Source organism: Myxococcus sp. MxC21-1, assembly GCF_032612255.1.
In the GTDB taxonomy this organism is placed as follows: Bacteria; Myxococcota; Myxococcia; order Myxococcales; family Myxococcaceae; genus Myxococcus; species Myxococcus virescens.
Genome location: NZ_CP123278.1, coordinates 7,189,610 through 7,213,837, shown reverse-complemented (window position 1 = coordinate 7,213,837; position 24,228 = coordinate 7,189,610). Strand labels below are relative to the sequence as shown.

Sequence of the window (24,228 nt, the reverse complement as noted above, 5' to 3'; positions counted from 1 at the left end):
TCCATGCGCCAGCACAAATGATCGAGTATCGAATCGAAGCCGACACCGCCGGGATGCGGCTGGACAAGCACCTGCGCAAACGGCTCCCCAATGTACCGGTGAGCCACCTCTTCAAGATGATTCGCACCAAGAAGGTGCGGGTGAACGGGAAGCGTGCGCAACCCGAGCAGTTGCTGTCAGAAGGAGACGTGCTCACCATCCGCGGCGACGAGCAGCAGCTCATGGGGGCGGAACGTCCGAAAGTGGACCCGCCTCCACCACCGGTGGACCCCAGCCGGTTGGTCATCCTTCGAGAGGACGACTGGCTCATGGCCGTGGACAAGCCCAGCGGAATGGCCGTCCATACCGGCAGCGGCATCACCGGCGGAACGCTGGTGGACTACGTGCGCGCCTACCTGGGGCCCAAGGCCGTCCGCAACGACTTCGCGGCCTCGCCCGCACACCGGCTGGACCGGGAGACCTCCGGCGTCATCCTGGTGGCGAAGCGGCGCCCGGCCATGGTGCATTTCACCGAGGTCTTCACCCACGGCCTGTCCCGCAAGCGCTACCTCACCCTGGTGAAGGGGAAGATGCCCCGGGACTCCGGGGTCATCGACCTGCCCCTGTCAGAACACCAACAGACGGCCGAGTCCAAGGCCCGTCGAGGGGTGAACATGCAGGCGGCCGTCACCCGGTGGAAGGTCGTGAAGCAGTCGAGCGAGGCGGCGCTCCTGTCCTGCGCCATCGAGACCGGGCGCACGCATCAGATAAGAAGGCATCTGGCGGCCATCGGACATCCGGTGGCTGGGGACAAGAAGTACGGTGACTTTGCCTTCAACCGCGACGTGCGGGCGCGCTGGGGGCTCAAAAGGTTGTTCCTGCACGCCGAGCGCATCGAATTCCCGCATCCCGAAGGCGGCGCGAAGGTGGCTGTCGAGGCTCCCCTCGCCGTCGAGCTCCGAGACGTGCTCAAGCGGGCCGCATTGGTGCCCTGACGCCCGCGAGGCACAAAAGAAACGCGTATGTCCGACCCTAAATCCGCTGACCGCAGCCGCTCGAAACTGGTGCTCGACGGCGTCCCCTCCAAGCGCTGGTGGAAGTTCCTCCTGAAGACCGCGGGATGGCTTTCGCTGACCGGGGCCACGGCCGCCGTGATTGCCGTGACGGCCGTGTACTACGTGTATGCGGATGGGTTGCCCGCCATCCCCAAGGTGGACGAGTACTGGCCGCCCATCGTCACCGAGGTCTACACGGATGACGCGGTGCTGGCCGGCGAGTTCTACGAAGAGCGCCGCAAGGTGGTGCCCTACGAGCGGATTCCGAAGCGCCTGGTGCAGGCCTTCATCGCGTCGGAGGACTCCAGCTTCTTCGACCACTTCGGCGTGGACGTGCTGGGCACCGCGCGCGCCGGCTTCAAGACGGTGAGCTCCAAGCTGGGGCTGCGCTCGGGCGGCATCCAGGGTGGCTCCACGCTGACGCAGCAGACCGCGAAGGCGGTGCTCATCTCCGCGGAGGGCTACAAGTCCGCCACCGCGAAGACGCTCACCCGCAAGATTCGCGAGGCCATCCTCGCCCGGCGCCTGGAGGAGTCGCTGACGAAGGAGGAGATTCTCTACCTCTACCTCAACAACGTCTTCCTCGGGCACCACAGCTACGGCGTGCAGAGCGCGGCGGAGAACTACTATCGCAAGGACGTGCGCGACCTGACGCTGGGCGAGATGACGCTCATCGCCGGTCTGCCGCAGGCGCCCAGCCGGTACTCGCCCTTCCTGCGCCCGGAGGCGGCCCGCAAGCGCCGCTCCTACGTGCTGCGCCGCATGTTGGTGGAGGGCATGATTTCGCAGGAGGAGCACGACGCCGCCAACGCCGAAGAGGTGAAGGTGTACCCGGTGGAGGACGTGTTCCACGAGTTCGCGCCGTACTTCGTGGAGCAGGTGCGCAAGGACGTGGTGGACCGGTACGGCAACCCCGTGCTGCTCAAGGCCGGTCTCAAGGTCTTCACCACCATGGACAGCGAGCGTCAGCGCGCCGCGCAGGACGCGGTGCTCCACGGCCTGCTGTCGGTGGACAAGCGCCAGGGCTGGCGCGGCCCGGTGGAGCAGCTCGCGTCGAAGGAGGCCATCCGCGCCTTCATCGACCGCTCGAAGAAGCTCATGGGCGCGAAGGAACTGGTGGAGAACCGGCTCTACGTCGCCGTCGTCACGTCCATTGACGGGGACGGCAAGGGCGCGGACGTACAGGTGGGCGGGCACACCGGGCGGCTGCCGCTGCTGGGCATGCGCTGGGCGCGCAAGGTGAACCCGGAGGGCTACTACCCGGCGATGATGATTAGCTCGGTGAAGAAGGCCATCTCCGAGGGCGACGTCATCGTGGTGCGCCACGTCACGAAGAAGGACCTGACGGACGACAAGGAGCAGTGGGACAAGAAGCTCGCGGACGAAATCCCCAGCGAGGGCGTGAAGCTCTTCCGCCTGGAGCAGACGCCCGAAGCGCAGAGCGCGCTCGTCTCCATCGACCCCCACCGCCAGTACCTCACCGCGATGGTGGGCGGCTACGACTTCGACGACAACGAGTTCAACCGCGCCTTCCAGGCGTGCCGTCAGCCGGGCAGCTCCTTCAAGCCCTTCGTGTACTCGGCGGCGCTGGAGCAGCTGAACTGGACGCAGGCCACCGTGCTGGTGGACTCGCCGATTGTGGAGCACGACCCAGACACCAAGGTGTCGTGGAAGCCGGCCAACTACAGCGACAAGTTCGAAGGCGAGGTGCTGCTGCGCACGTCGCTGGTCAACTCGCTGAACGTGCCCGCGGTGAAGACGTTCGGCGCGGTGGGCGTGAAGAACATGGCCGCGTGGAGCACGAAGCTCGGCATCACCACGCCCATGAACATGGACTTCTCCGCGGCGCTGGGCTCCTCGTGCGTGTACCCGGTGGACCTGGCCAACGCCTACGCCACCTTCAACCGCTACGGCCGCAAGAAGCCCACGTACTTCATCCGCAAGATTGAGGACCGCTGGGGCCGCACGTTGGAGGACCACACGGCCTTCGACGACGCGTGGGCGCCTCTGCAGGACCGCGTGGCCGCCGGCTACGCGCGCCTCTTCGAGCCGGGCGAGCAGGTGATGAGCCCGGAGGCCGGCTTCATCCTCACGCACCTGCTGCGCGGCGTGGTGCTCCAGGGCACCGGTGGCCCGGCGCAGCGCCTGGGCAAGCCGGCGGCGGGAAAGACGGGCACCACCAACGACTCCTTCGACGCGTGGTTCGCCGGCTACACCCGCGACCTGGTGACGGTGGCGTGGGTGGGCTATGACTTGAACCCGCACCCGCTGGGCCGCTACGAGACGGGCGGCCGCGCCGCGCTCCCCATCTGGCTCAACTACATGAAGAGCGCGCTGGAGGGCCGGCCGCAGTCCGAGTTCTACCCGTGGCAGTCCATGGACCTGGTGCGGCTCCACATCGACAAGAAGACGGGGAAGATTGCCCCCGCGGGCTCCAGGGATTCGGAGCTGATGTTCTTCAAGAAGGGCACCGAGCCGAAGGACGCGGTGCCCGACAAGAACACGGTCGACGTCGATCAGTTCATGATGGGCGCGCAGTAGCGCGGAAGGCGCGCGCTGGGGCCAGGTGCCGCTCCAGCGCCTGGCGCAGGGCGGCGGTGTCCGGCCCCGCCTCCAGCACCGAGCGCGTGGCGGTGGGGATGACCTGCGCCTCGCGCCCGGCGAACAGGCGCTTCAAGTCGTCGAAGCCGGCGCCCTGCGCGCCGATGCCGGGCGTGAGCAGCAGCGCGCCGCCGAGCCGCTCGATGACGCCGCGGTCCGAGTCGGGGAGGGTGGCGCCCATGACGGCGCCCGCCACCGGCGCCGCGTCCTGGCCGGGCTTCTCGTTGAAGGCGCGCAGGCCGTCCGCCAGGGCCTCCGCCACGGTGCGGCCGTCCTCGCCGCGCGACATCTGGAGGGACGTTCCCTCCGGGTTGGAGGAGCGCACCACCAGGAAGGCGGCGGCGCCGGATGCGCGCGCCCGCTCCAGCGTCTTCAGCAGCGCGCCCAGGCCCAGGTAGGCGGTGAAGGTGGCCGCGTCCGCTTCGTAGGCGCTGCCCTCGCCGAAGACTGTCTCGGCGTAGGCCTCCATCGTGGAGCCGATGTCTCCGCGCTTCACGTCCAGCAGCGTGAGGGTGCCCACGGACTTGAAGCGCCGCATCAGCTCCTGGAGGACCTGGAGGCCCTCCGGGCCGTGGCGCTCGAAGAAGGCGCTCTGCGGCTTCACCACCGCGACGGAGCTGCCCGCCGCGTCGGCCACGCGCTCGCAGAAGTCGCGCAGGCCCCGCGCGTTGTCGGGCAGGCCCCAGCGCGTCAGCAAGTCTCTCGACGGGTCGATGCCAAGGCAGAACGGCGAGCGCTGCTCGGCCAGCTGGCTGAAACGGTGGGCGAAGGGCTGTGGCGTCGTCACAGGGCGTCTCCGGGAAAGGGGAAGAGGGGAGGTCAGCGCAGCCGCCGCGCGGCCGCGTCGAAGAGCGGATTGGGCAGCACCTTCGCCATGCGCGTGGGCACCGCGAGCTGCCAGGGGAAGGACACCTCCGCGTCGCCCCGGACGATGCCCCTGCCCATCAGCTCCACCGCGTCATGCGTCTCCATGAGGAAGGGCATGGGGAAGTTGTTGGTGGCGGTCAGCTCGCTCTTCACGAAGCCGGGATAGATGCAGGTGACGCGCACGCCCGTGCCGCGCAGGTCCACGCGCAGGCTCTCCATGAAGGTGGACAGGAAGGCCTTGGACGCGGAGTAGGCCGCGTGGCCGGCCAGCCCGCGGAAGCCCGCGAGGCTGGAGACGCCCACCAGGTGCCCGCGCTTGCGCTCCACCATCTGGGGCAGCACGGCGCTCAGCGTGGCGGCGGCGCCGGTGACGTTGGTGTCGATGATGCCGCGCACGCGCTCCCACGGGAGGCGCTTCGCGTTCGTCGTGCCGCCGACGCCCGCGTTCGCCACCACCAGGTCCAGCCCGCCCGCTTCCGCGTCCAGCGCGCGGATGCGCTCCAGGGTGGCGTCCGCCTTCGTGACGTCCAGCTCCACGGGCTCCACGGTGACGCCGGCCGCCTGGGCCTCGTCCCGCAGGGCCTGGAGCTGCGGCAGGCGGCGTCCGGCGGCGAACACGCGGACGCCCCGCCTGGCGAGCCACAGCGCCAGCCCACGTCCCAGGCCGCTGGAGGCACCCGTCACCAACGCCGTCCGGTAGTTCATCTCCGCCATGCAGTCCTCCCGTGTGCTGCCGGGCTTCTTGCACGGTTGCCAGGGGATGAACAGCGGCGCGAGGCGCGGCGCGCCATCCAGCCAACGTCTAGACGCGAGGCCAGTACGGCCGCATCGCCTCGCGGCTCGCCCGCAGCGCGTCCTTCGCGTCCGAGTGCGTGTCACCCGTGGGGAAGCTGTCCTTGCGCCCGGCGAGCACCTCCACGCAGGCATGCACGGATTGGGACAAGCCCTCCAGCGAATAGCCGCCCTCCAGCATCAGCACCAGCCTGCCCTGGCACACGCTGTCTGCCAGGGACTTCATCGCCGAGCACATGGCCGCGAAGCCGCGCTCGCTGACGTCCATGCCGCCAATCGGGTCGTGCTGGTGCGAGTCGAAGCCCGCGGAGACGAGGATGAGCTGGGGCCGGTACGCCTCCGCCACGGGCAACAGCAGCTCCTCGAAAATCATCCCGTAGTCCGCGTCCGAGTTGCCGCCCGGCAGGCCCACGTTGACGGTGTAGCCCTCGCCTGCGCCAACGCCCACCTCTGGCGCGGCGCCAGTGCCCGGGAAGTAGGGGAACTGGTGCACCGACTGGTACATGACGTCCCGGCGCGACCAGAACGCCGCTTGCGTGCCGTTGCCGTGGTGCACGTCCCAGTCGAGCACCAGCACGCGCTCGGCGCCCAGCTTCCGGCCCGCCTCCGCGGCGATGGCTGCGTTGTTGTACAGGCAGAAGCCCATGGCCTTGTCGGGCTCGGCGTGGTGCCCGGGCGGGCGCACCAGCGCGAAGCCGTTGCGGGCCTCGCCCTTCATCACTGCCTCCACCGCTTGCACGGAGGCCCCCGCGGCCAGCCGCGCCGCGTCCACGCTGTCGGGGGACACCTGGGTGTCCGGGTCGATTTGCGCGCGGTGCCCGTTGATGCGCTGGAGGTACGCCAGCAGCTCCGGCGTGTGGACCGAGGCCAGCTCCGCCTCCGTGGCGGAGCGGGGGGAGGTCATCACCGTGCCCTTCACCGGCGTGCTGGCCAGCACGCCGAGGATGCGGCGCAGTCGGGAGGGCGACTCGGGGTGGCCCTGCCCGGGGTCGTGCTGGAAGAAGAGGGGGTCCGTCAGTAGCAGGGTGGAGGACATCGGGATGACCTTACGCATCCGCCAGGCGGGAAGTCAGCGCCCCCGGGGGACAGGCCGCGTCGGCGCCCTGTTCTTGCCCTGCCGGTGTTTCCCTCCCTACAGTGCCTCGTCTTGGCTCTCCGGTTCAAGAAACCCGGCCTGCGCAGCCTGCTGCTGGGCTCCTTCGCGCTCGTCCTCGCCCTCATCCTGGGGACGCTCTTCTTCGTCGTCCCCTCGCGCGTGGAAGCCCACCTGGAGCAGCGCCTGCAGAAGCGGGGCGAGGCCCGTGCCAGCCAGGCCGTCAGCATGCTGATGGCCCAGCCCGCCGCGGCCCTGCCCGACAGCCTGGAGCGGCTGCGCGCGGGCGACGACGACTTCAAGGTGCTGGCCGTCCTCTCCAGCGAGGGGCAGGTGCTGGCCACCCACCCGGCCGAGCCGCCCGCGTGGTTCCTGGCGGAGCTGAAGGCCCGGCAGGGCCAGCCGCTGGATGGCTTCCGCTTCGCCAATGGTGACCGCTCCGTGGCGCGCTCGGTGACGCTGTCGGGCGGCGTGGTGGGGCAGGCGCTGCTGGTGCTCGACAACTCCGGGCTGGACGCGGTCCTCACCGAACTCCAGCGCGTCGTGATGCTCGCGTTCGGCATCGGCCTGGCGCTGTTCCTGCTGGTGGCCTTCTTCATCTCCCGCGCTTTCATCCTGGTGCCGCTGGACGCGATGATGGGCATGGCCCGGCGGCTGGCGGAGGCGGACCTCACCGGCCGCGTGGACGTGGGGACGCGGGACGAGCTGGGCCAGCTCGCCGAGGCGCTCAACCGCATCGCCCAGAGCTGGCGCGACACGCTGGGCCGGGTGCGCGGCGTGTCGGACGTGGTGGCGGGCGTGGTGGAGCAGATTCACCGCACCGGCACCACGGTGTCGTCCGGCGCGGGCACGGTGCAGGCGCGCGTGGAGGAGACGTCTTCCTCCATGGTGGAGATGATGGCCTCGCTGCGCGGCATCGCGGAGAACGTGGAGGTCCTCTACCAGAGCGCCGAGGAGAGCAGCTCCTCCATCATGGAGATGGCCGCCACCAACGACGAGGTGGCGGAGAACGTCCAGGCCATGGCCGCCAGCGTGGAGGAGACCACCAGCGCCATCGAGGAGATGACGTTCTCCATCAAGGAGGTGGCCACCAACATCCAGGAGCTGTCCGCCTCCACGGAGGAGACGTCCTCGGCCATCAGCCAGATGGACGCCGCCATCGGTCAGGTGGAGGCCAACGCGAAGGAGACGGCCCGCCTGTCCGAGCAGGTCTTCGACGACGCGCAGACGGGTGTGGAGTCGCTGCGCAAGACGCTCACCGGCATCGACCGCATCAAGGAGACCAGCCGCAGCGCGGCCAACGTCATTGAAAGCCTGGGTCGGCGCATCTCCGAGATTGGCAACATCCTCAACGTCATCGACGACGTGGCGGAGCAGACGAACCTCCTGGCGCTCAACGCGGCCATCATCGCCGCGCAGGCGGGAGAGCACGGCAAGGGCTTCGCGGTGGTGGCGGAGGAAATCAAGGACCTGGCCGAGCGCACCGGCGCGTCCACGAAGGAGATTGCCGAGCTCATCCGCAGCATCCAGGAGGAGAGCCGCAACGCCGTGGTGGTGATGAACCAGGGCGTGCGCAGCGTGGAGGAGGGCGTGCAGTTGGGCCGGGAGGCGGAAGGGGCGCTGCGGAAAATCAACGACAGCACCCAGAAGTCCACGCAGATGGTGAAGGCCATTGCCCGGGCCACCGTGGAGCAGGCGCGCGGCAGCAAGCAGGTGACGGCCTCCATCCACCGCATCAGCGAGACGGTGCAGCAGATTTCCAAGGCCTCCAACGAGCAGGCCCGCGGCGGCGAGCAGATCATGAAGAGCGCGGAGAAGATGAAGGCGCTCACCGCCCACGTGCAGCGCAGCAGCCAGGAGCAGGCGCACGGCAGCAAGCAGATCACCCGCTCCATCGAGAGCATCAACGAGATGGTCACCCACCTGAACCGCGCCCAGAAGGAGCAGACGAAGGGCAGCGAGCAGGTGCTCAAGGCGGTGGAGACCATCAAGGGCGTGTCCGAGCACCAGACACGCTCCGTGAAGCAGCTGGAGGAGGCCATCGACAACCTCCAGCGTCAGGCGGAAATCCTCCGTGCGGAGGTTCGCCGCTTCCGGGTGTAGACACGTCTTCATGCCGACACAACGACAGGTCTCCGAGCGCGCCGTGGTGGCCCTCATCGGCGCGGTCCAGTTCGTCAACATCCTGGACTTCGTGATGGTGATGCCGCTGGGCCCGGACTTCGCGAAGGGGCTGGGCATCGCGTCGTCGCACATCGGCATCATCGGCGGCGCGTACACGGCGGCCGCCAGCGTGGCGGGGCTGGCCGGTGGCTACTTCCTGGACCGCTTCGACCGCCGCAAGGCGCTGGCGGTGTCCATGCTGGGCCTGGTGGTGGCCACCGCGGCGGGTGGCTTCGCCACGGGCATGTCCACGCTGCTGCTGGCGCGCGTGGTGGCGGGCATCTTCGGCGGGCCGGCCACGTCGCTGTCGCTGTCCATCATCGCGGACCTGGTCCCCGTGGAGCGGCGCGGACGCGCGCTGGGCGCGGTGATGGGCGCCTTCTCCGTGGCCTCGGTGGCGGGCGTGCCCATGGCGCTGAAGCTGGCGGAGTTCGGCGGCTGGCGCGTGCCCTTCTTCGCGGTGGCCGCCATGGGCCTGCTGGTGGTGCTGGGCGCCATCTTCTACCTGCCACCCGTGCGCGGCCATCTGGACGCGGGCCCCAGACAGCAGGCCGGCGTGCTCGAGCTGCTGGGCAACCGGGACATCCAGCTGTCGTACGTGATGACGGCGTTGGTGATGATGGCGGGCTTCGTCCTCATCCCCAACCTGTCCGCCTATCTGCAGCAGAACGTGGGCTACCCGCGCGACCTGCTCTGGCTGCCGTACTTCATCGGCGGCATCGCCAGCTTCGCGACGCTGCGGGTGGCGGGGCCCATGGTGGACCGCTACGGCTCCTTCAAGGTGGGCACGGTGGGCTCCGCGCTGGTGCTGCTGTCCACCTACGTGGGCTTCGTCCACCTGCCTCGGTGGATGCCTGTCCCCGTCATCTTCACGCTCTTCATGGTGGCCATGGGGACGCGCAACGTCGCGTACAACACGCTGACGTCGCGGGTGCCGGACACCCGGGTGCGTGCGCGCTTCATGTCCCTCCAGTCCGCCGTCCAGCACATGGCCGCCGCCGTGGGGGCCTTCCTCAGCGCCCGGCTGCTGACGGACCTGCCAGACGGGACCCTGGGCGGCATCCCCCGGATGGCCGGAGTGTCCATGGTCCTGACGCTGTTGCTGCCTGCCTTGCTGTGGGGGGTGGAGCGGCGGGTGCGCAGCAGGGAGCAGGCGCGGGCGCTGGCGGTGGCCTCCTCGCAAGGAATGGCGGTTCCGCTCTCGCCCGGGGCGGATTCTCACGCGTAGTATGAAAGGGCGCCTTCGGGTTGCCTGCCGCCCATTCCGGGTGGCGGGCGGATGCTTTGGCGAGACGAACGGTTGCGCCTGTCTCCCCGGGGCGCGATAAACCGGGCTGCTCCGGGGAGCGCGTCAGGAAAAATGTTCAACATCGGCGCAGGCGAAATGGTGTTCATCCTGGTGGCCGCGCTGCTCATTCTCGGGCCGCAGCGGTTGCCCGAGCTCGCGCGCGGCATCGGCAAGTTCCTGCGCGAGTTCCGCCGCCAGACGGATGAGGTCCGCAACGTCGTGGAGCGTGAGTTCTACGCCATGGACCAGGAAATCGGAGAGCCTCCCACCGCGCCCGTGCGGCCCGGGACGCGCTTCGCGCCCCAGCCGCCGCAGGCCGTGGGGGCCCGAGGCCACCCTGCCTCCCGCCACGGACGGCGCGTCGCCTCCGGCCGATGCGGCGTCCCCTCAGCCCTCGTCGCCCACGCAGGTGCTGGAAATGGACGCGCAGGGGCCTCGTGAGGTGGCCACCTCCGACGTGCCTGCCGGGGAGACGCCCGCGCGGGACGCGGCAACCGCGGAGCCGGGCGCGGAGCCTACCGCCGAGGCGCCGCCCGAGCCCGCTGCTTCCTCCGCCACCTCGCCCACGCTGTCGCCCATCCCGGGGACGGTGGCGCGCAACGCCCCGAAACGGAGCTGAGTCCTGAGCCCCCCGCCCATCAACCCCGGTGCCGACTCCGAGCTGCGCATGAGTCTGGCGGATCACCTGACGGAGCTCCGCTCGCGCCTCATGCGGTGCACCATCGCCGTGCTCATCCTGGGGACGATTTCGCTCGTCTTCGCCAAGCCGATTTTCGGCCTGCTGATGCAGCCGGTGCTGGATGCGCTGCCGCCCGAGAATCGCTCGCTCATCTACACGTCCGGCATCGAAGAGCTGAACGTCCTGATGAAGGTGGGCGTGTACTGCGGCATCTTCCTCACCACGCCCGTCATCCTGATGCAGATCTGGGGCTTCGTCTCGCCCGGCCTGTATCCGGAGGAGCGCCGCTTCGCCGCGCCCTTCGTGGCGTTCGGCTCCATCGCCTTCCTCCTCGGCGCCGCCTTCTGCTACTTCGCGGTGCTGCCCTCCATGTTCACCTTCCTCCTGAACGAGGAGGAGACGCTCGCGCTGGAGCAGCGCCTGGACACGGCCCGGCTGCGCGCGGATGACGCCTTGCGCTTCCTGCGCCTGGGCGAAGCGGAGGAGGCGGGGCGCATCGCGAAGGAGACGAGCACCCAGCTGCGCGCGGAGGGCCAGGGCCGGCACCCGCGCCCGAGGCCGCGCCCGCCGCCAGCGTGGAGATGACGGGGCGGCTGGATGGCCTGGGGCGGCTCCTGGACGCGGCGTCGGTGGGCTACGGCGCGCAGTCCCGCGGCGTGCTGCGGCAGGCGGTGGAGAAGCGCGTGGAGGCCGTGACGGCCTACGAGAAGAAGGACTTCGCGGCGGCGGCGGCGGCCATGGACGGCTCGGCGAGCCTGCTGGCGGGCATCGCCCCCACGCGCACCGAGGAGCTGGCGGGGCTGTGGCGGCTGGAGAAGGAGCTGGCCAAGGCGCACGCGGCGCATGAGGCGGCGCGGTGGACGCGGCCCATGTTGTCCATGCACGAGCAGCTCTCGCTGGTGCTGCTGCTCATCCTCGCCTTCGGCATCATCTTCGAGCTGCCGCTCGTCATGGCCCTGCTGGGCGTGGTGGGCGTGGTGAAGTCGTCCTGGCTCTTCAGGTACCAGCGCCACGCCTTCGTGGTGTGCCTCATCGCGGCGGCCATCATCACCCCCACGGGAGACGTGGTGAACCTGTCGCTGATGGCCGGCCCCATGCTGCTCTGCTACGAGCTGGGCGTGCTGCTGGTGTGGATGGTGGAGCGGCGTCGCGCGCGGAACGCGGCGGAAACGGGCATCACCCCGGCGTCGTAGTCGAGGAGCCGCCATGAAGCAGTCCCGCAGGCACTTCCGGGCCAATCTGCGCTACCTGCGGGCGCTGGTGCGGCGCTTTCGCACCACGCTGGTGCTGTCCGCCGTGCTGTTCCTGGGAGGGCCGCTGCTCTTCCATTGGCGCTTCCGTGGGCCGGACGGCGTTCGCATCGACTTTGGCGAGGCGCTGCACCACACCTACTTCCTGCTCTACGGCCAGCCGTCGCTGCCCTATGTGGACGACTGGCTGGTGGAGCTGCTCAACCTGGTGATTCCGCCTGCAGGTATTGCGCTGGTCGCGGATGGTGTGGTGCGCTTCGCGTACCTCTTCTTCGCCCGGCACAAGAACGACAAGGAGTGGATCGAAGTGGTCTCCGAGACGATGAAGGGCCACGTCGTGGTGTGTGGCGCGGGGCGGGTGGGCTACCGCGTGGTGACGCAGCTGCGGGAGATGGGCAAGGACGTGGTGGTGGTGGAGAAGCGCGAGGACGCGGCCTTCGTGTCCGCGCTGCGCGACGAGCTGGTGCCGCTGCTCATCGACGACACGCGCAGCCCGCTGTGCCTGCCTCGCACCAACGTGAAGGACGCGTCCGCCATCGTCTGCGCGACGGACGACGACCTAGCGAACCTCAACATCGCCCTGGACGCGCGCAAGCTCAACCCGGACATCCGCGTGGTCATCCGCCTCTTCGATGACGACTTGAGCGGCAAGGTGCGCGAGACGTTCAAGGCGGAAGCGCTCTCCAGCTCGTCGCTGGCGGCCCCGGCCATGGCGCTGGCGGCCATGGACCCGCGCATCGTCCACTCGTTCCACCTGGCGAAGCACCTGATGGTCGTCTCGCTGTTCGAGGCGCGCTTGGGCCTGCCGGGGCTCACCATCTCCGAGGTGAGGGATCGGTTCGGCTGCCTGGCGCTGTCGCTGCAACGCAACGGCGAGGAGCGGCTCCACCCGCAGGGGGATGAGGTCATCCGACCTGGAGACGTGCTGTCGCTCCAGGCGTCCTATCCGGAGTACCGGCGGCTGCGCGCCTTCACCCACGAGGCCGATCCGCCCCTGTGGTCCCACCACGCGCCGGTGGCCGTGGTCACGCCTTCGTCCCGCAAGGTGGGTTGAGGGCGGGGCGCACTTCCGGCCAGCGCGGGAAGGCGTGCTCCGGGCCCCTGGCCGTGGGCAGGGCGAGCGCCCGCGCGAGCAGGACGGCCATGGCGTCCCACTCCAGCAGGAAGCCGTCGTGCCCATGCTGACTGGACAGCGTGGCGTGCTCGGCGTGGAGGCCGTGCTCGCGCAGCCGCCGCGCCAGTGTCGCCATGTGGCTGGGGAAGAAGAGCTGGTCGGTGTCGATGCCCACGCACAGCGAGCTCGCGCGGATGCGGGCCAGGCCGCCTCCCGGGAAGCGTGACAGGTCGTGGTGGTCCATGGCGCCCAGCTGCGCCAGGTACGCGCGTGCGTCGAAGCGGCTCTCCAGCTTCTGGCCCTGGTATTCCAGATAGCTGTGCATGGGGTGCAGCGCGCGTGAGGACCACTCGGCGGGGCGGCCCTGGAGCGCTTCCAGGCCGGGCTCCGCGCGGTAGGTGAGCATCGCGAGCTGCCGGGCCAGTTCCAGGCCCCGGCGGGGGACTCGGGGAAGCCCGGGTCCATCAGCAGGGCCTGCCGCGCCACGTGGTTGAGGCCCACCACCCACGCGGTGGCGGACTCCGTGGTGGCGATGGGGAAGAGTCGCGCGAAGCGCTCCGGCGCCAACGCCGCGAGGCAGAGCACCACCATGCCGCCCAGTGAGCCGCCGGTGACGAGCTCCACGTCGTCCAGGCCCAGCGCGTCCATGGCCAGCAGGATGCTCCGGGCCTGGTCCCACGGTGTGACGGTGGCGGGCAGGCGCTGTTCGTCCTGGCGCAGGTCGCCCTTGGGCAGCGGCAACGGCGGACCGAAGCGCGCGTCGTCCGTCCGCAGCGGGAAGCCCTCGTCGGCGGGGCCGCTGGTGCCGTAGCAGGAGCCCAGGTTGTTGAAGCACAGGAGCCGCACGCGGGACGGGTCCAGCGCGCGCCGCGCGCCGATGAGTGGTTCCCACCAGCCGCCCTTGCCGCCCGCGCGCATGTCGCCGGTGAGCGCGTGGACCAGCAGCACCGTGGGGACGGGCGCGGGGGCTCGGGCCGGGCCTCGATGATGGGCTTCCTCCGCGAGCGCCTGCTGTTCGGCCACGGTGCGGCGGACGACGCGCAGCGCGCTCGCCTGGGCTTCGTCCTCGGAGAGGACGCGCGCGCGTGACTCGAGCCAGGGGACGTCCTCCGCGGGGCCCCACCACCAGCCGCGGACGAGGTGGTTCGTGATGCGGGCGCCTGCCTCCAGCGTCAAATCGGGCAGGGAGACGTCGAAGACGCGCGGTACGGGAAGGTGGGTGGTCGGCACGGAGATTCTCCGGGAGCGATGCGAGCACGGCCCTCCAGGACGCGGAGGGCTGAAAGAAGACGGGGGGCCGTCAGGTGGCGTCGCGCACCGGGCACAGGCCGCGCGGCAGGTCGACATGCAGAGGGAGTTTGTTCAGCGTGCTCATGGAGCGCGGCGCCTCGGTGGGAAAGTGCGAGGGCAGCGCGCGTCCAGAAACGACGGAGCCCACCAACCCTCGCGGGTGGATGGGCTCGGTGGCTCACCAGGGTCGGACGGACATCAGCCGAACCTGGAGGGCGAGAGCCCACCCGGCATCGACATTCGACACATGGCGCTTAGCGACGTCATTGGCGCCAACGGATAAGCGCTCGTCCATCAGGAGTCAAGTCAACCCACCGCTGTGCACTGGGCCGCGACGACCTGGGGTGCGTCGTCCACGACCTGCCACACGCGCGTGTAACGGAAGTTTCCTTCGAAGGGGGCTCCCTGGAACTCACCGGATAGCGCGGCATGGACGACGACTACGGCGCCTGCGGAGAGGTAGCGGAAGTGTGTGTCGGTGAAGTCCACCCGTGTGAGGCGCAGGGCTCCCGAGCGATGCGATTCCAGGTCGGCTTCCTTGTCGAGGACGCTGCCGGTGTGGCTGACGAAGAGGAGGTCGTCGGAGAGGAGGGCGTCGAGCGCGGCGACATCGCTCGAGAGCATGGCCCGTCTCAGCGCCTCCTCCGCGGCCAGGAAGTCTTCCTCTGGAAGCATGGCGCTCCTCGTCTGAGGCGACGTGCAGGGTGGGGCTTCTGGTTGTTGCACAGTGACACCTCATGTCAACGCACGCCCGGCGCGCGAGGACAGCGCAAGAACCGGGTTGCCCCACCATGTGTTGGCGGACATACGTTTTCGCGAAGCGCATCCCAGGAGCATCGGCATGGCATCCAGCGACTACGCCCGCATCGAACAAGCCATCCTCTATCTCGACGCACATGCGCGCGAGCAGCCGTCCCTGGACGACGTGGCCGCGCATGTGGGGCTGAGCACCTTCCACTTCCAGCGGCTCTTCTCGCGCTGGGCGGGCATCAGCCCCAAGCGCTTCATCCAGGTGCACACGCTGAGCTCGGCTCGTCGCCTGCTCGACGAGCGTCGCAGCGTGCTGGAGACGTCGCTGGAGGTGGGCCTGTCGGGCAGCGGCCGGCTGCATGAGCTCTTCGTGACGCTGACGTCGATGACGCCTGGGGAATACAAGCTGGGCGGCGAAGGGCTCACCGTGCGCCATGGCGTCCACCTGTCACCGTTCGGCGCGTGTCTGCTCGCCGTCTGCGAGCGAGGCATCTGTGGCCTGCACTTCCTCTCGGGGGAATCAGAGGAGGAGGCGCTCGCCTCGCTGCGCAAGCAGTGGCCACGCGCCACGTTCCAGGCGTCCGCGGAGGACACGGCGCCGTGGATGGAGCGCATCTTCCAGGCGGGGCACGGTGGCTCGGAGTCGAGCCCCTTGTCGGTGCTGGTGCGGGGCACACCCTTCCAGGTGCAGGTGTGGCAGGCGTTGCTGCGGGTGCCGTCGGGCGAGGTGACGACGTATGAGGATCTCGCACGCGCCATTGGCAAGCCCAAGGCGATGCGCGCGGTGGGCTCGGCGGTGGGCGAGAATCCCGTGGGGCTCTTGATTCCCTGTCACCGCGTGCTGCGCAAGACGGGCGTCTTCGGGGAGTACCGCTGGGGCGCCTCACGCAAGCGGGCGATGCTGGCGTGGGAGGACTTGCGGTACGACGGCGCGCCGCTCAGCGGTATGTGAGCAGCGCGCGCTGGGCGCCTTCGAAGTGGCTGTGCTCGTTGAGCGTGGACAGATAACGGCCGCGCTCGCTGTAGATGACCTTGGTGAGGCCGCAGTTCGCCAGCGTCAGGTTGAGGCGGAAGGCGTGCTCGTCGGGGATGCGGAGCAGCTCCTGGCAGATGGCGGTGATGGTTCCCCCGGAGGTGAAGACGAGCGCGTTCTTCGACGCGCCCATCTCCTGGATGAGGGCGTCCATCGCGCGGCGGCACCGCTCGCCGAAGGCGGACCAGGGCTCGGTGTACTCCGCGTCGTGCTGGCCGGCCACCCAGCGCGCCACGGCGTCGGTGAAGAGCGCCTGGTAAGCGCGCCAGGGTGACTCCGTCTGAGACAGCTCCGCTCGGAGCACCTCCGGGTCCGCGTAGCGTGGCGTGTGCCGGGCGACGATTTCCTCGTGGTCGAACTCGTTGAAGCCCGCCGTCTGCACGGCCACGGTGCCGCAGCCGAGCGCGGCGAGGCACGCCTCCGCCGTCTGCCGGTGCCGCGCCAGGGTGCCGGTGACGACGGCGTCCACGCGGGGAGCCGCTCGCGCAGGGACTCACCGAGCACCCGGGCCTGTACGAGGCCCGTCTCCGACAGTTGGTCGTAGTTCGCCGCGCCGAACGAGGCCTGGCCGTGCCGGACCAGATACACCACGCCCATCAGCGCGCCCCCTTGCGTATGAGCCGGTGGCAGCGCCAGCCCAGGTAGTTGACCAGCACCCAGAAGTTCTTGAACGCGGGGTTGCGCGTCTGCTTGTGGTGGTAGCGGTAGTAGATTTGCTGGGCGATGACGGCGAGCCGGAAGAGGCCGAACACCTCGTAGAAGGTCCAGTTGGCGGGCTTCAGCTTCGTCTGGTCCAGGTAGTACGCCACGACCTCTTCGCGCCGGAGCATGCCGGGCAGGTGCGTGGGCTGGCGCCGCGTGGAGCGCATCAGGAAGTCGTCGTCGGCATGGACCCAGTAGGCCAGCGCGCTGCCCAGGTCCATCAGCGGGTCACCCAGGGTGGCCATCTCCCAGTCGAGCACGCCGATGATGCGCGTGGGCTCCTCCGGGGCGAGCACCACGTTGTCGAAGCGCCAGTCGTTGTGGATGACGCACGTGGCGATGTCCGCGGGCGTGTTCGCCTTGAGCCAGTCGCGCACGTAGCGGAAGCTGGCGACGTTCCACGTCCGTGCCTTCTCGTAGCGCGCCGACCAGCCCTCCACCTGCCGCGTGGGATAGCCCGGCCCCTTGCCCAGTGACGTCAGGCCCACCGCCACCGGGTCCACGGCGTGCAGCTCCACGAGCTTGGCGATGACGTTGAGGCACAGCGCCCGCGTCTGCTTCGCGTCCAGCGCCAGCCCCCGGGGCAGGTGCTTGCGCGGGATGAGCCCCTCGATGCGCTCCATGACGTAGAAGTCGGAGCCCAGCACGGCCGGGTCCTGGCACAGGCCCACCATGGTGGGCACGACGGGATAGGCCGGCTTCAGCGCCTGCTGCACCGTGTACTCACGGGCCATGTCGTGCGCCGACTTCGCCTTCGTCCCCGCGGGAGGGCGGCGCAGGATGAGGTCCCGGTTGGCGTACTTCAGCCGGTACGTCCAGTTGGAGGCGCCGCCCGCGTACTGCGTGACTTCCGGCGTGCCTTCCAGCGTGGGGACCTGGGTCTTGAGCCAGGCATCCACGGCGGGGAGGTTCAGCTCCTCGCCCGGGCGCACGGCGCCAGCGGGGTCGATGGTCGCGGTCGGTGGCATCAGTGGGCTCTCTCTGGCTCAGCTCGCCTTCGGCTGCGAGCCGGGGCGCATGCCTCGCGTATTCCGGCGCAGCATCCACGAATAGAGCTCACGCGGCAGCAGGCGCTTCAGCCGCCAGGTCCTGCGGCCATCCGCGTGGGGCAGGACGTAGAAGCCGCGCTCGGCCACCGCGTCGAACACGTCGTTGGCGATGTCATCCGCGGTGATGGCGGAGCGCTCCAGCAGCCGCGCCATGGTGGCTCCCAGCCTCGGGTCCGTGGTGCGCAGCGAGTCACCCAGGTTCGTCTTGAAGAAGGACGGGCACACGACGCTGACGCCGATGCCGTACTCCGCCAGCTCGTTGTGCAGCGTCTCGGACAGCGACACGACGGCGGCCTTGGTCGCGTTGTAGCTGCTCATCAGCGGCACATCGAGCAGGCCCGCCATGGACGCCACGTTGACGATGTGGCCGTGGCCCTGCGTCTTGAATGCAGGCGTGAACACCTTGCACCCACGCACGACGCCCAGCAGGTTGATGTCGATGATCCACTGCCAGTCATCAATCGACACGTCCTCGATGGCGCCCGCCTGCGCGACACCCGCGTTGTTGATGACCACGTCTACGCCGCCCCACTGGGCCGTGAGCCAGTCCAGGGCCTCGCGCAGGTCCTCCTCGCGCCGCACGTCACAGCGCAGGTAATGGGCCTGGGGGGCCAGGGCGGAGAGCTCCTTCAAGGCCTCCTCGCCGCGGGTGTCGTTGACGTCGCCGATGCAGACCTTCCAGCCGGCGCGAGCGAAGCGCACGGCGATGGCCTTACCAAGTCCGCTGGCACCACCGGTGATGAAGATGCGTTGAGTTGCCATGGCTGTCAGCTCCGGGAGAAGCCCCGCTTCGACAGCTCGATGCGGGCGATGAGACCCTTGTGCACTTCGTCCGGGCCATCCGCGAGGCGCAGGCTGCGCGCCTGGGCGAAGAAGCCCGCCAGCGGCGTATCTTGGGATACACCCGCGCCGCCGTGAAGCTGGATGGCGTCATCCACCACCTTCTGGAGGACACTTGGCGCGACGACCTTGATGGCGGAAATCTCTGTCATGGCTCCGAGCGCCCCCACCTGGTCCATCTTCCAGGCCGCGTAGAGCGTCAGGAGCCGCGCCTGGTCGATGGCGATGCGCGCCTCCGCCACCTTCTCTCGGTTTCCCCCCAGGTTGAGGAGCGGTTTCCCGAAGGCCGTGCGCTTCATGCCCCGGTCAATCATCAGCTCCAGGGACCGCTCCGCCGCTCCGATGCAGCGCATGCAGTGGTGGATGCGCCCCGGCCCGAGCCGGCCCTGGGCAATCTCGAAGCCCATCCCCGGTCCGGCGATGATGTTGTCGCGAGGCACCCGCACGTCCTGGAAGTGGACCTCTCCGTGGCCGTGGGGCGCGTCGTAGTCGCCGTAGACGGGGAGCATGCGGCGGATGCTCACGCCCGGCGCGTCCAGTGGCACCAGCACCATGGAGTGCTGGTGGTGGCGGTCTCCTCCGGTGTCGGGCGTGCGGGCCATGAAGATGACCACCTTCGCGTTGGGGTGTCCCAGGCCGCTGGACCACCACTTGCTGCCATTGAGGACGACCTCGTCGCCGTCGACGATGGCGGTGGCCGCCATGTTGGTGGCATCCGACGAGGCCACGTCCGGCTCCGTCATGCAGAACACCGAGCGGATGTCTCCGGCCAGCAGCGGCTTCAGCCAGCGCTCCTGCTGTGCCTCGGAGCCGTACTTCCAGAGCACCTCCATGTTGCCGGTGTCCGGGGCGCTGCAGTTGAAGACCTCGGGGGCGATGAAGCTGCGACCGGTCTCCTCGGCGATGGGGGCATACTCCAGCGTGCTGAGCCCGGCGCCGAGCTTCTCGTCGGGGAGGAACAGGTTCCACAGGCCTTGGGTCTTCGCCAGGGCCTTCAGCTCCTCCATGACGGGGGGCACGCGCCACGTCTTCCAGTCGCCGCCCTGGGCGGTGGGTCGGAGCTCTTCGTGATAGCGGGCCTCCGCCGGCAGGATGTGCTCGCTCATGAAGCGCTTCACGCGCTCCAGGTAGTCCTTGGCTCGCTCACTGGGCTCGAAGTCCATGGCCTTCATCCTGCGCATGGGGCCTTGATGCATCCAGTGAATGTTGGTCATGTGTCACCATGAACCCTGTTCAGGATTCGGCGCGGCTCGCCCGGCTGGACCTCAACCTCTTCCGGGTCTTCGACGTGGTGCTCCGGGAGCGGAACCTGACGCGCGCGGCGGAGGTCCTGTTCCTCAGTCAGTCGGCCGTGAGCCATGCGCTGGCGCGCCTGCGCGAGCAGTTGGGAGAGCCGCTGTTCGTCCGGGAGGGGCGCGGTGTGGCGCCCACGGCGTTCGCGGAGCGGCTGGCGCCGGAGATTCGGGAGGCGTTGGCGCTGTTCGAACAGGCGGTTCATCGCGGGCGCGGCTTCGACCCGCGCCGGGACGTGGGCCAGTTCACGGTGGCGATGAACGACGTGCTGGAGCCGTCGATTCTCCCGCTGCTCGTGGCTCGGTTACGGACGCACGCGCCGGAGGTCCGCATCTCCAGCGTCCGGCTCGACCGGGCGCGGCTGGAGCGGGACCTCGCGTCGGGGCGGCTCGACCTCTCCATCGACGTGGAGCAGCAGACCGGAGCGGAGCTGAAGCGCACGGCCCTGTTGCAAGACACCTTCTGCGTGGTGAGCCGAAGCAGGCGCAAGCTGGATGTGGCGAAGTACATGGCGGCCCGGCACGTCACCGTGTCCTCGCGCCGCACCGGGCTGGCCGTGGAGGACCTGGTGCTCAGCCGCCTGGGCTACCAGCGTGACGTCGTCGTCCGGTGTCAGCACTACGAGGCCGCGTTCAAGCTCGTCGCGGACTCCGACTTGCTGCTGACGATGCCGAGGCGGCGCGCGGCGGAGTTGCACGCGCTGCTGGGCAACCACCTCCTGCCGATGCCGCTGTCACTGCCCCCGCTGGAGCTTCATGTCTACTGGCACCGGCAGGCGGATGCGGACCCGCGCAACCGCTGGCTGCGAGGCGAATTGCTCGCGCTGACGGGGTAGAGGGCCAGGAGCCCGCTGTTCGAAAACTCCATCGGGGTCGGGGCCCCAGGCCCGGGAGGAGGCTGGGAGGTCGCTGTTCGGAAATGTCGGGGGTTTTGCGCGGCGGCAAATGTCCCGACATTTCCGAACAGCAAGGTGCAGGAGTCGCCCCGGGGGCTCAGGGCCCTGCCGCTCAGCCTTGGATGTCGAAGCGAAGCGACGTCCGAGTTCCAGGCTGCACGTGCGGCAGCCCTTCACCGGTGGCCAGCGCACCCTTGGCGGCGGTCCACGGCTCCACGCAGACGAAGTTCTTCCCACGCAGCGTCCACACGACGAGGACGCGGTACTCGGGGCTCCACGACAGGCGAATGGGCTTGAGCCCAGGGCCCCGCTCCAACGTCGTTCCCGGCTTCGAGTGGTCCTTCAAGTGAAGGTCCACTTCCTCCTCGGTGAGGTTCAGCCCGGTGACGTTCACGTCCTGCGTGCGCCAGTTGTCCCACGCGCGCGTGGCGTCAGTGTCCACGCCCGCTTGTGCCTTCGCCGCGTCCGGCACCCGGAAGTACGGATGGAAGCCCAGGTGCAGCGGCATGGGCCGCGTGTCCTGGTTCTCGAACGTGCTCTCCAGCGTGAGCCGCTGGCCAGCCAGCGAGAAGGCGAGCCGTGCGTCGAACCGCCACGGGAAGTGGCGCAGCGTCTCCTCGTTGGAAGACAGCTCCACCACCAGCCGTGACGCGTCCGCCTGCCGCACCTTCCACGGCAGTTTCCGCGCGAAGCCGTGCTGAAGCAGCGTGTACTGCTGACGGTCCACGGAATAGGTGTCCCCCGGCAGCGGCCCGGCATTGGGGAACAGCACGGGGATGCCCCCGCGCACGTTCTTCGCCGGGTCCGCGACGGTGGCCTCGTCGAGGTACAGCAACTCGTCACCGTCCACGCACATCCGGCTGACGAGGGCCCCGCGTGAAGGAAGGACCTCCACGCGGCACCCGCCGTCCACCAGCGCGTACGTGTCCAGCCCTGCGATGCCGGGGAACGGACCGTTCATACGTGCCTTAGATGGCGCCTTCGTTCGGGTCGTTGTCCATGAAGGGGTAGGGCACCTTCACGGGCGGGACGAAGGTCTCCTTGATGGTGCGGGGGCTGGTCCACCGCACCAGGTTGAGGGCCGAGCCCGCCTTGTCGTTGGTGCCGGACGCGCGGCCACCGCCGAAGGGCTGCTGGCCCACGACAGCGCCGGTGGGCTTGTCGTTGATGTAGAAGTTGCCCGCTGCGTGGCGCAGCTCGCGCAGCGCCGTGTCGATGGCCTTCCGGTCGCGCGCGAACACCGCGCCGGTGAGGGCGTAGGACGCGGCCTGGTCGACCTCGCGCAGCGTCTCCTCGTACTTCGCATCCGGGTAGACGTGCAGGCCCACCAGCGGCGCGAAGATCTCCTCGCGGAGGATGCGGTGGGTGGGGCTGTCGAGCTGCACCAGCGTGGGCTTCACGAACCAGCCCTGCTTCCGGTCCACGTCGCCGCCGGCCACGATGCTGGCCCCGCTGTCGCTCTTGGCCAGGTCGATGTACGAGGAGACCTTCTTGAAGGACTTCTCGTCGATGACGGCGCCCATGAAGTTGCGGAAGTCCGACACGTCGCCCATGCGAATCTCGCTGATGAGCGCCTGGAGGCGCGGCTTCAGCTTGGGCCACAGGGATTCGGGGATGAAGACGCGGCTGGCGGCGGAGCACTTCTGGCCCTGGTACTCGAAGCCGCCACGGACGATGGCCACCGCGAGCGCCTCCAGGTCGTCCGCCGCGGACGGGTGGGCGACGATGAAGTCCTTGCCGCCCGTCTCGCCGACGATGCGGGGGTACTGCTTGTAGCGGGAGATGTTCTCGCCCACCGTGCGCCACATGGCGTTGAACGTCGGCGTGGAGCCGGTGAAGTGGATGCCGCCCAGGTGCGGGCTGGCCAGCACGGGGTTGCCCACCGTGGGGCCATCACCCGGGAGCATGTTGATGACGCCGTCGGGCAGGCCCGCCTCGCGCAGCAGCTCCATGATGTACCAGGCGCTCAGGGCAGCGGTGGACGACGGCTTGAAGAGCACCACATTGCCCATGATGGCCGGCGCGGTGGCCAGGTTGAGGGCAATGGCCGTGAAGTTGAACGGCGCCACCGCGAAGACGAAGCCGTCCAGCGGGCGGTAGTCCGTCATGTTCCACGTCTGGTACGCGGCCTCCGGCTGCCAGCCGAGAATCTGCTCGGCGAAGTGCACGTTGAAGCGAATGAAGTCGATGGCCTCGCACGCGGCGTCAATCTCCGCCTGGTGGGCCGTCTTTCCCTGCCCCACCATGGTGGCGGCGTTGAGGATGGGGCGGTAGCGCGTGGCCAGCAGCTCCGCGGCGCGCAGGAAGATGGCGGCGCGCGACTGGAAGGGCATGCGCGCCCAGTCGTCCTTGACGGCCAGGGCGGCCTGGATGGCCTGCTCCGCGTGGCTGGCGTCCGCCTCGTGCAGTGTGGCCAGCACGTGCTGGTGGTTGTGCGGCATGCGCACCGTGTCCGTCTTGCCGGTGCGGATGTGCTTGCCGCCGATGATGACGGGGATGTCGAGCTGCTCACCGGCCATGCGCTTCAGCTCGGCTTGCACCTCCCGGCGCTCGGCGGTGCCGGGCGCATAGGAGAGGACAGGCTCGTTCTTCGGCGGCGGGACGCGGGTATGGGCGTTGATCACGCGGATTCACCTCGGGCGGAAACGAAGGGCGCGCAGCATAGCCAAGCAGCCCAGTGGGGGAAGCGTGGAAGGCGGCGCAATCTCCAGTGAACCCTTGGGGTTTTGGACAATTCCCCGTCATTCCGGGGCGCCTTGGCTCACTGACGCGGTGCGCGGGGACGATGAGGCCCATGCGCGTCCCCTCGCGCCCCGCCGAGCAGCCTGCCGGCGTGCGCGGTTTCCACCCGTCGATGACGGGGGTGTTCGAGCTCACGGTGCCGGACGCGCACGACCACGTCCCGTTGCTGCTGAGGCCCTTCGGCGACTCCACGTACCGGAGGGAGTTGAGCCACGGCGCGCTTTCCTCGGCGGCACGTCAGGTGTGTCGCGTCGAGCGGCCCCGGCCTCGCCGCGGGGCGCATGGAGCCTTCTTCGGAGCGGCGCCGCCGGACGCCTCTTCGAGGAACTGTTGGAGGGCCGCCGCGTTGTTGTGCTCGGTGTCGTGGGCGCTGTAGACGAGCGTCACCGTGCCGTGGCGCGCGGCTTCGAGCAGGGGCTGCCATGCCGCGGGATTCGCCGCGAGCTCGGCGGAGTATCTTCGGCAGAACTCGGACCAGCGGTCGGGGTCGTGTGCAAACCACTTCCGCAGCTCGGTGCTGGGGGCTGCGTCCTTCAGCCAGGCTTCGAGGGGAAGCGCTGTCTTCCGTACGCCTCGCGGCCACAGCCGTTCCACCAGGAAGCGCCGCCCATCCGTGCGGCTTGCTGCCTCGTACGCCCGCTTGAGTCGAATCGCCACTGGAGCACCTCGCGTGTCACCCGTTCATTGGCGGCAACGCCCGGGCGCCCTGCGACCGTCCCGCGCTCCAGCGGGGCCGGCGCCCGTCTTCTCACT

At 69.3% G+C, this 24,228-nt stretch carries 24 protein-coding genes and 1 pseudogene; 12 read left to right on the top strand and 13 right to left on the bottom strand.

Features of this window, described 5'->3' with window-relative positions:
• The first annotated feature begins 17 nt into the window (after positions 1 to 17).
• Both QEG98_RS32000 and QEG98_RS31995 read left to right on the top strand, forming a co-directional pair.
• Positions 18 to 974, top strand: coding sequence for an RluA family pseudouridine synthase (locus QEG98_RS32000; RefSeq protein WP_316563977.1), 957 nt, complete (start codon positions 18 to 20; stop codon positions 972 to 974).
• Positions 975 to 1,001: 27 nt separating this feature from the next.
• Positions 1,002 to 3,575, top strand: coding sequence for a PBP1A family penicillin-binding protein (locus tag QEG98_RS31995; protein ID WP_316563976.1), 2,574 nt, complete (start codon positions 1,002 to 1,004; stop codon positions 3,573 to 3,575).
• On the opposite strand, the gene pyrF is transcribed toward QEG98_RS31995, so the two are convergent.
• The 3 genes from pyrF to QEG98_RS31980 all read right to left on the bottom strand — a co-directional run bounded on the left by pyrF (position 3,556) and on the right by QEG98_RS31980 (position 6,348).
• A complete protein-coding gene (pyrF, locus tag QEG98_RS31990; protein WP_011555861.1) occupies positions 3,556 to 4,422 on the bottom strand; it encodes an orotidine-5'-phosphate decarboxylase in 867 nt (288 codons plus the stop codon). The genes QEG98_RS31995 and pyrF overlap by 20 nt on opposite strands.
• Before the next feature lie 32 nt (positions 4,423 to 4,454).
• Positions 4,455 to 5,216 carry an SDR family oxidoreductase gene (locus QEG98_RS31985; RefSeq protein ID WP_316563975.1) on the bottom strand — a complete coding sequence of 254 codons (762 nt, stop codon included), beginning with the start codon at positions 5,214 to 5,216 and terminating at the stop codon, positions 4,455 to 4,457.
• An 88-nt stretch (positions 5,217 to 5,304) separates the two neighbouring features.
• Positions 5,305 to 6,348 (bottom strand): histone deacetylase, encoded by a 1,044-nt coding sequence (locus QEG98_RS31980; protein WP_316563974.1) that lies wholly within the window; start codon positions 6,346 to 6,348, stop codon positions 5,305 to 5,307.
• A gap of 93 nt (positions 6,349 to 6,441) precedes the next feature.
• On the opposite strand from QEG98_RS31980, the gene QEG98_RS31975 reads away from it, so the two are divergent.
• From QEG98_RS31975 to QEG98_RS31945, 7 genes are all read left to right on the top strand, one after another.
• Entirely contained in the window at positions 6,442 to 8,490 is a 2,049-nt protein-coding gene (locus tag QEG98_RS31975) for a HAMP domain-containing methyl-accepting chemotaxis protein (protein WP_090492365.1), read from the top strand.
• Between the two features lie 10 nt (positions 8,491 to 8,500).
• On the top strand, positions 8,501 to 9,778 hold the full coding sequence (locus QEG98_RS31970) for an MFS transporter (RefSeq protein ID WP_090492367.1): 1,278 nt from the start codon (positions 8,501 to 8,503) through the stop codon (positions 9,776 to 9,778).
• A 132-nt stretch (positions 9,779 to 9,910) separates the two neighbouring features.
• Complete coding sequence (locus tag QEG98_RS31965; RefSeq protein WP_316563973.1) at positions 9,911 to 10,279, top strand: twin-arginine translocase TatA/TatE family subunit; 369 nt, start codon at positions 9,911 to 9,913, stop codon at positions 10,277 to 10,279.
• Between the two features lies 1 nt (position 10,280).
• Entirely contained in the window at positions 10,281 to 10,457 is a 177-nt protein-coding gene (locus tag QEG98_RS31960; RefSeq protein ID WP_316563972.1) for a hypothetical protein, read from the top strand.
• A gap of 48 nt (positions 10,458 to 10,505) precedes the next feature.
• Positions 10,506 to 11,102 carry a twin-arginine translocase subunit TatC gene (gene tatC / locus QEG98_RS31955; protein WP_316563971.1) on the top strand — a complete coding sequence of 199 codons (597 nt, stop codon included), beginning with the start codon at positions 10,506 to 10,508 and terminating at the stop codon, positions 11,100 to 11,102.
• The gene (locus QEG98_RS31950) at positions 11,099 to 11,710 is read left to right on the top strand and encodes a twin-arginine translocase subunit TatC (protein WP_316567997.1); all 612 of its coding nucleotides are present in this window, start codon (positions 11,099 to 11,101) and stop codon (positions 11,708 to 11,710) included. Before tatC ends, QEG98_RS31950 begins: the two co-directional genes overlap by 4 nt.
• A gap of 13 nt (positions 11,711 to 11,723) precedes the next feature.
• A complete protein-coding gene (locus tag QEG98_RS31945) occupies positions 11,724 to 12,821 on the top strand; it encodes a potassium channel family protein (protein ID WP_090492374.1) in 1,098 nt (365 codons plus the stop codon).
• Here QEG98_RS31945 and QEG98_RS31940 read toward each other — a convergent pair.
• Both QEG98_RS31940 and QEG98_RS31935 read right to left on the bottom strand, forming a co-directional pair.
• Positions 12,793 to 13,287, bottom strand: a complete 495-nt coding sequence (locus tag QEG98_RS31940) for a hypothetical protein (RefSeq protein WP_316563970.1) — start codon at positions 13,285 to 13,287, stop codon at positions 12,793 to 12,795. The genes QEG98_RS31945 and QEG98_RS31940 overlap by 29 nt on opposite strands.
• Positions 13,288 to 13,385: 98 nt before the next feature.
• Positions 13,386 to 13,799: pseudogene (locus QEG98_RS31935) on the bottom strand (alpha/beta fold hydrolase); the annotation flags it as partial.
• A gap of 15 nt (positions 13,800 to 13,814) precedes the next feature.
• Between QEG98_RS31935 and QEG98_RS31930 the strand changes: the two are divergent.
• Positions 13,815 to 13,970: a hypothetical protein gene (locus tag QEG98_RS31930; RefSeq protein ID WP_316563969.1), complete on the top strand. Its 156-nt coding sequence runs from the start codon at positions 13,815 to 13,817 to the stop codon at positions 13,968 to 13,970.
• A gap of 507 nt (positions 13,971 to 14,477) precedes the next feature.
• On the opposite strand, the gene QEG98_RS31925 is transcribed toward QEG98_RS31930, so the two are convergent.
• Positions 14,478 to 14,846 (bottom strand): nuclear transport factor 2 family protein, encoded by a 369-nt coding sequence (locus QEG98_RS31925; RefSeq protein ID WP_216611846.1) that lies wholly within the window; start codon positions 14,844 to 14,846, stop codon positions 14,478 to 14,480.
• Between the two features lie 166 nt (positions 14,847 to 15,012).
• Here QEG98_RS31925 and QEG98_RS31920 point away from each other — a divergent pair, with 166 nt between their 5' ends.
• Positions 15,013 to 15,873, top strand: a complete 861-nt coding sequence (locus tag QEG98_RS31920; RefSeq protein WP_316563968.1) for a methylated-DNA--[protein]-cysteine S-methyltransferase — start codon at positions 15,013 to 15,015, stop codon at positions 15,871 to 15,873.
• Here the strand turns inward: QEG98_RS31920 and QEG98_RS31915 are convergent.
• The 4 genes from QEG98_RS31915 to QEG98_RS31900 form a co-directional block, all read right to left on the bottom strand.
• Positions 15,860 to 16,423: a histidine phosphatase family protein gene (locus tag QEG98_RS31915; RefSeq protein ID WP_316563967.1), complete on the bottom strand. Its 564-nt coding sequence runs from the start codon at positions 16,421 to 16,423 to the stop codon at positions 15,860 to 15,862. The two genes, QEG98_RS31920 and QEG98_RS31915, sit on opposite strands and share 14 nt — an antisense overlap.
• 127 nt (positions 16,424 to 16,550) lie before the next feature.
• Positions 16,551 to 17,624, bottom strand: coding sequence for a phosphotransferase family protein (locus tag QEG98_RS31910; RefSeq protein ID WP_316563966.1), 1,074 nt, complete (start codon positions 17,622 to 17,624; stop codon positions 16,551 to 16,553).
• Positions 17,625 to 17,642: 18 nt separating this feature from the next.
• The gene (locus QEG98_RS31905) at positions 17,643 to 18,467 is read right to left on the bottom strand and encodes an SDR family oxidoreductase (RefSeq protein ID WP_316563965.1); all 825 of its coding nucleotides are present in this window, start codon (positions 18,465 to 18,467) and stop codon (positions 17,643 to 17,645) included.
• A gap of 5 nt (positions 18,468 to 18,472) precedes the next feature.
• Positions 18,473 to 19,708 (bottom strand): acyl-CoA dehydrogenase family protein, encoded by a 1,236-nt coding sequence (locus tag QEG98_RS31900; protein WP_316567996.1) that lies wholly within the window; start codon positions 19,706 to 19,708, stop codon positions 18,473 to 18,475.
• 59 nt (positions 19,709 to 19,767) lie between these two features.
• On the opposite strand from QEG98_RS31900, the gene QEG98_RS31895 reads away from it, so the two are divergent.
• Positions 19,768 to 20,673 (top strand): LysR family transcriptional regulator, encoded by a 906-nt coding sequence (locus QEG98_RS31895; protein WP_316563964.1) that lies wholly within the window; start codon positions 19,768 to 19,770, stop codon positions 20,671 to 20,673.
• A gap of 172 nt (positions 20,674 to 20,845) precedes the next feature.
• Here the strand turns inward: QEG98_RS31895 and QEG98_RS31890 are convergent, their stop codons facing one another.
• The 3 genes from QEG98_RS31890 to QEG98_RS31880 all read right to left on the bottom strand — a co-directional run bounded on the left by QEG98_RS31890 (position 20,846) and on the right by QEG98_RS31880 (position 24,132).
• Positions 20,846 to 21,694, bottom strand: a complete 849-nt coding sequence (locus QEG98_RS31890; RefSeq protein ID WP_316563963.1) for an aldose epimerase — start codon at positions 21,692 to 21,694, stop codon at positions 20,846 to 20,848.
• A gap of 7 nt (positions 21,695 to 21,701) precedes the next feature.
• Positions 21,702 to 23,357, bottom strand: coding sequence for an L-glutamate gamma-semialdehyde dehydrogenase (pruA, locus tag QEG98_RS31885; RefSeq protein WP_316563962.1), 1,656 nt, complete (start codon positions 23,355 to 23,357; stop codon positions 21,702 to 21,704).
• Between the two features lie 355 nt (positions 23,358 to 23,712).
• Positions 23,713 to 24,132 (bottom strand): DUF488 domain-containing protein, encoded by a 420-nt coding sequence (locus tag QEG98_RS31880; protein ID WP_316563961.1) that lies wholly within the window; start codon positions 24,130 to 24,132, stop codon positions 23,713 to 23,715.
• Between the last annotated feature and the right edge of the window lie 96 nt (positions 24,133 to 24,228).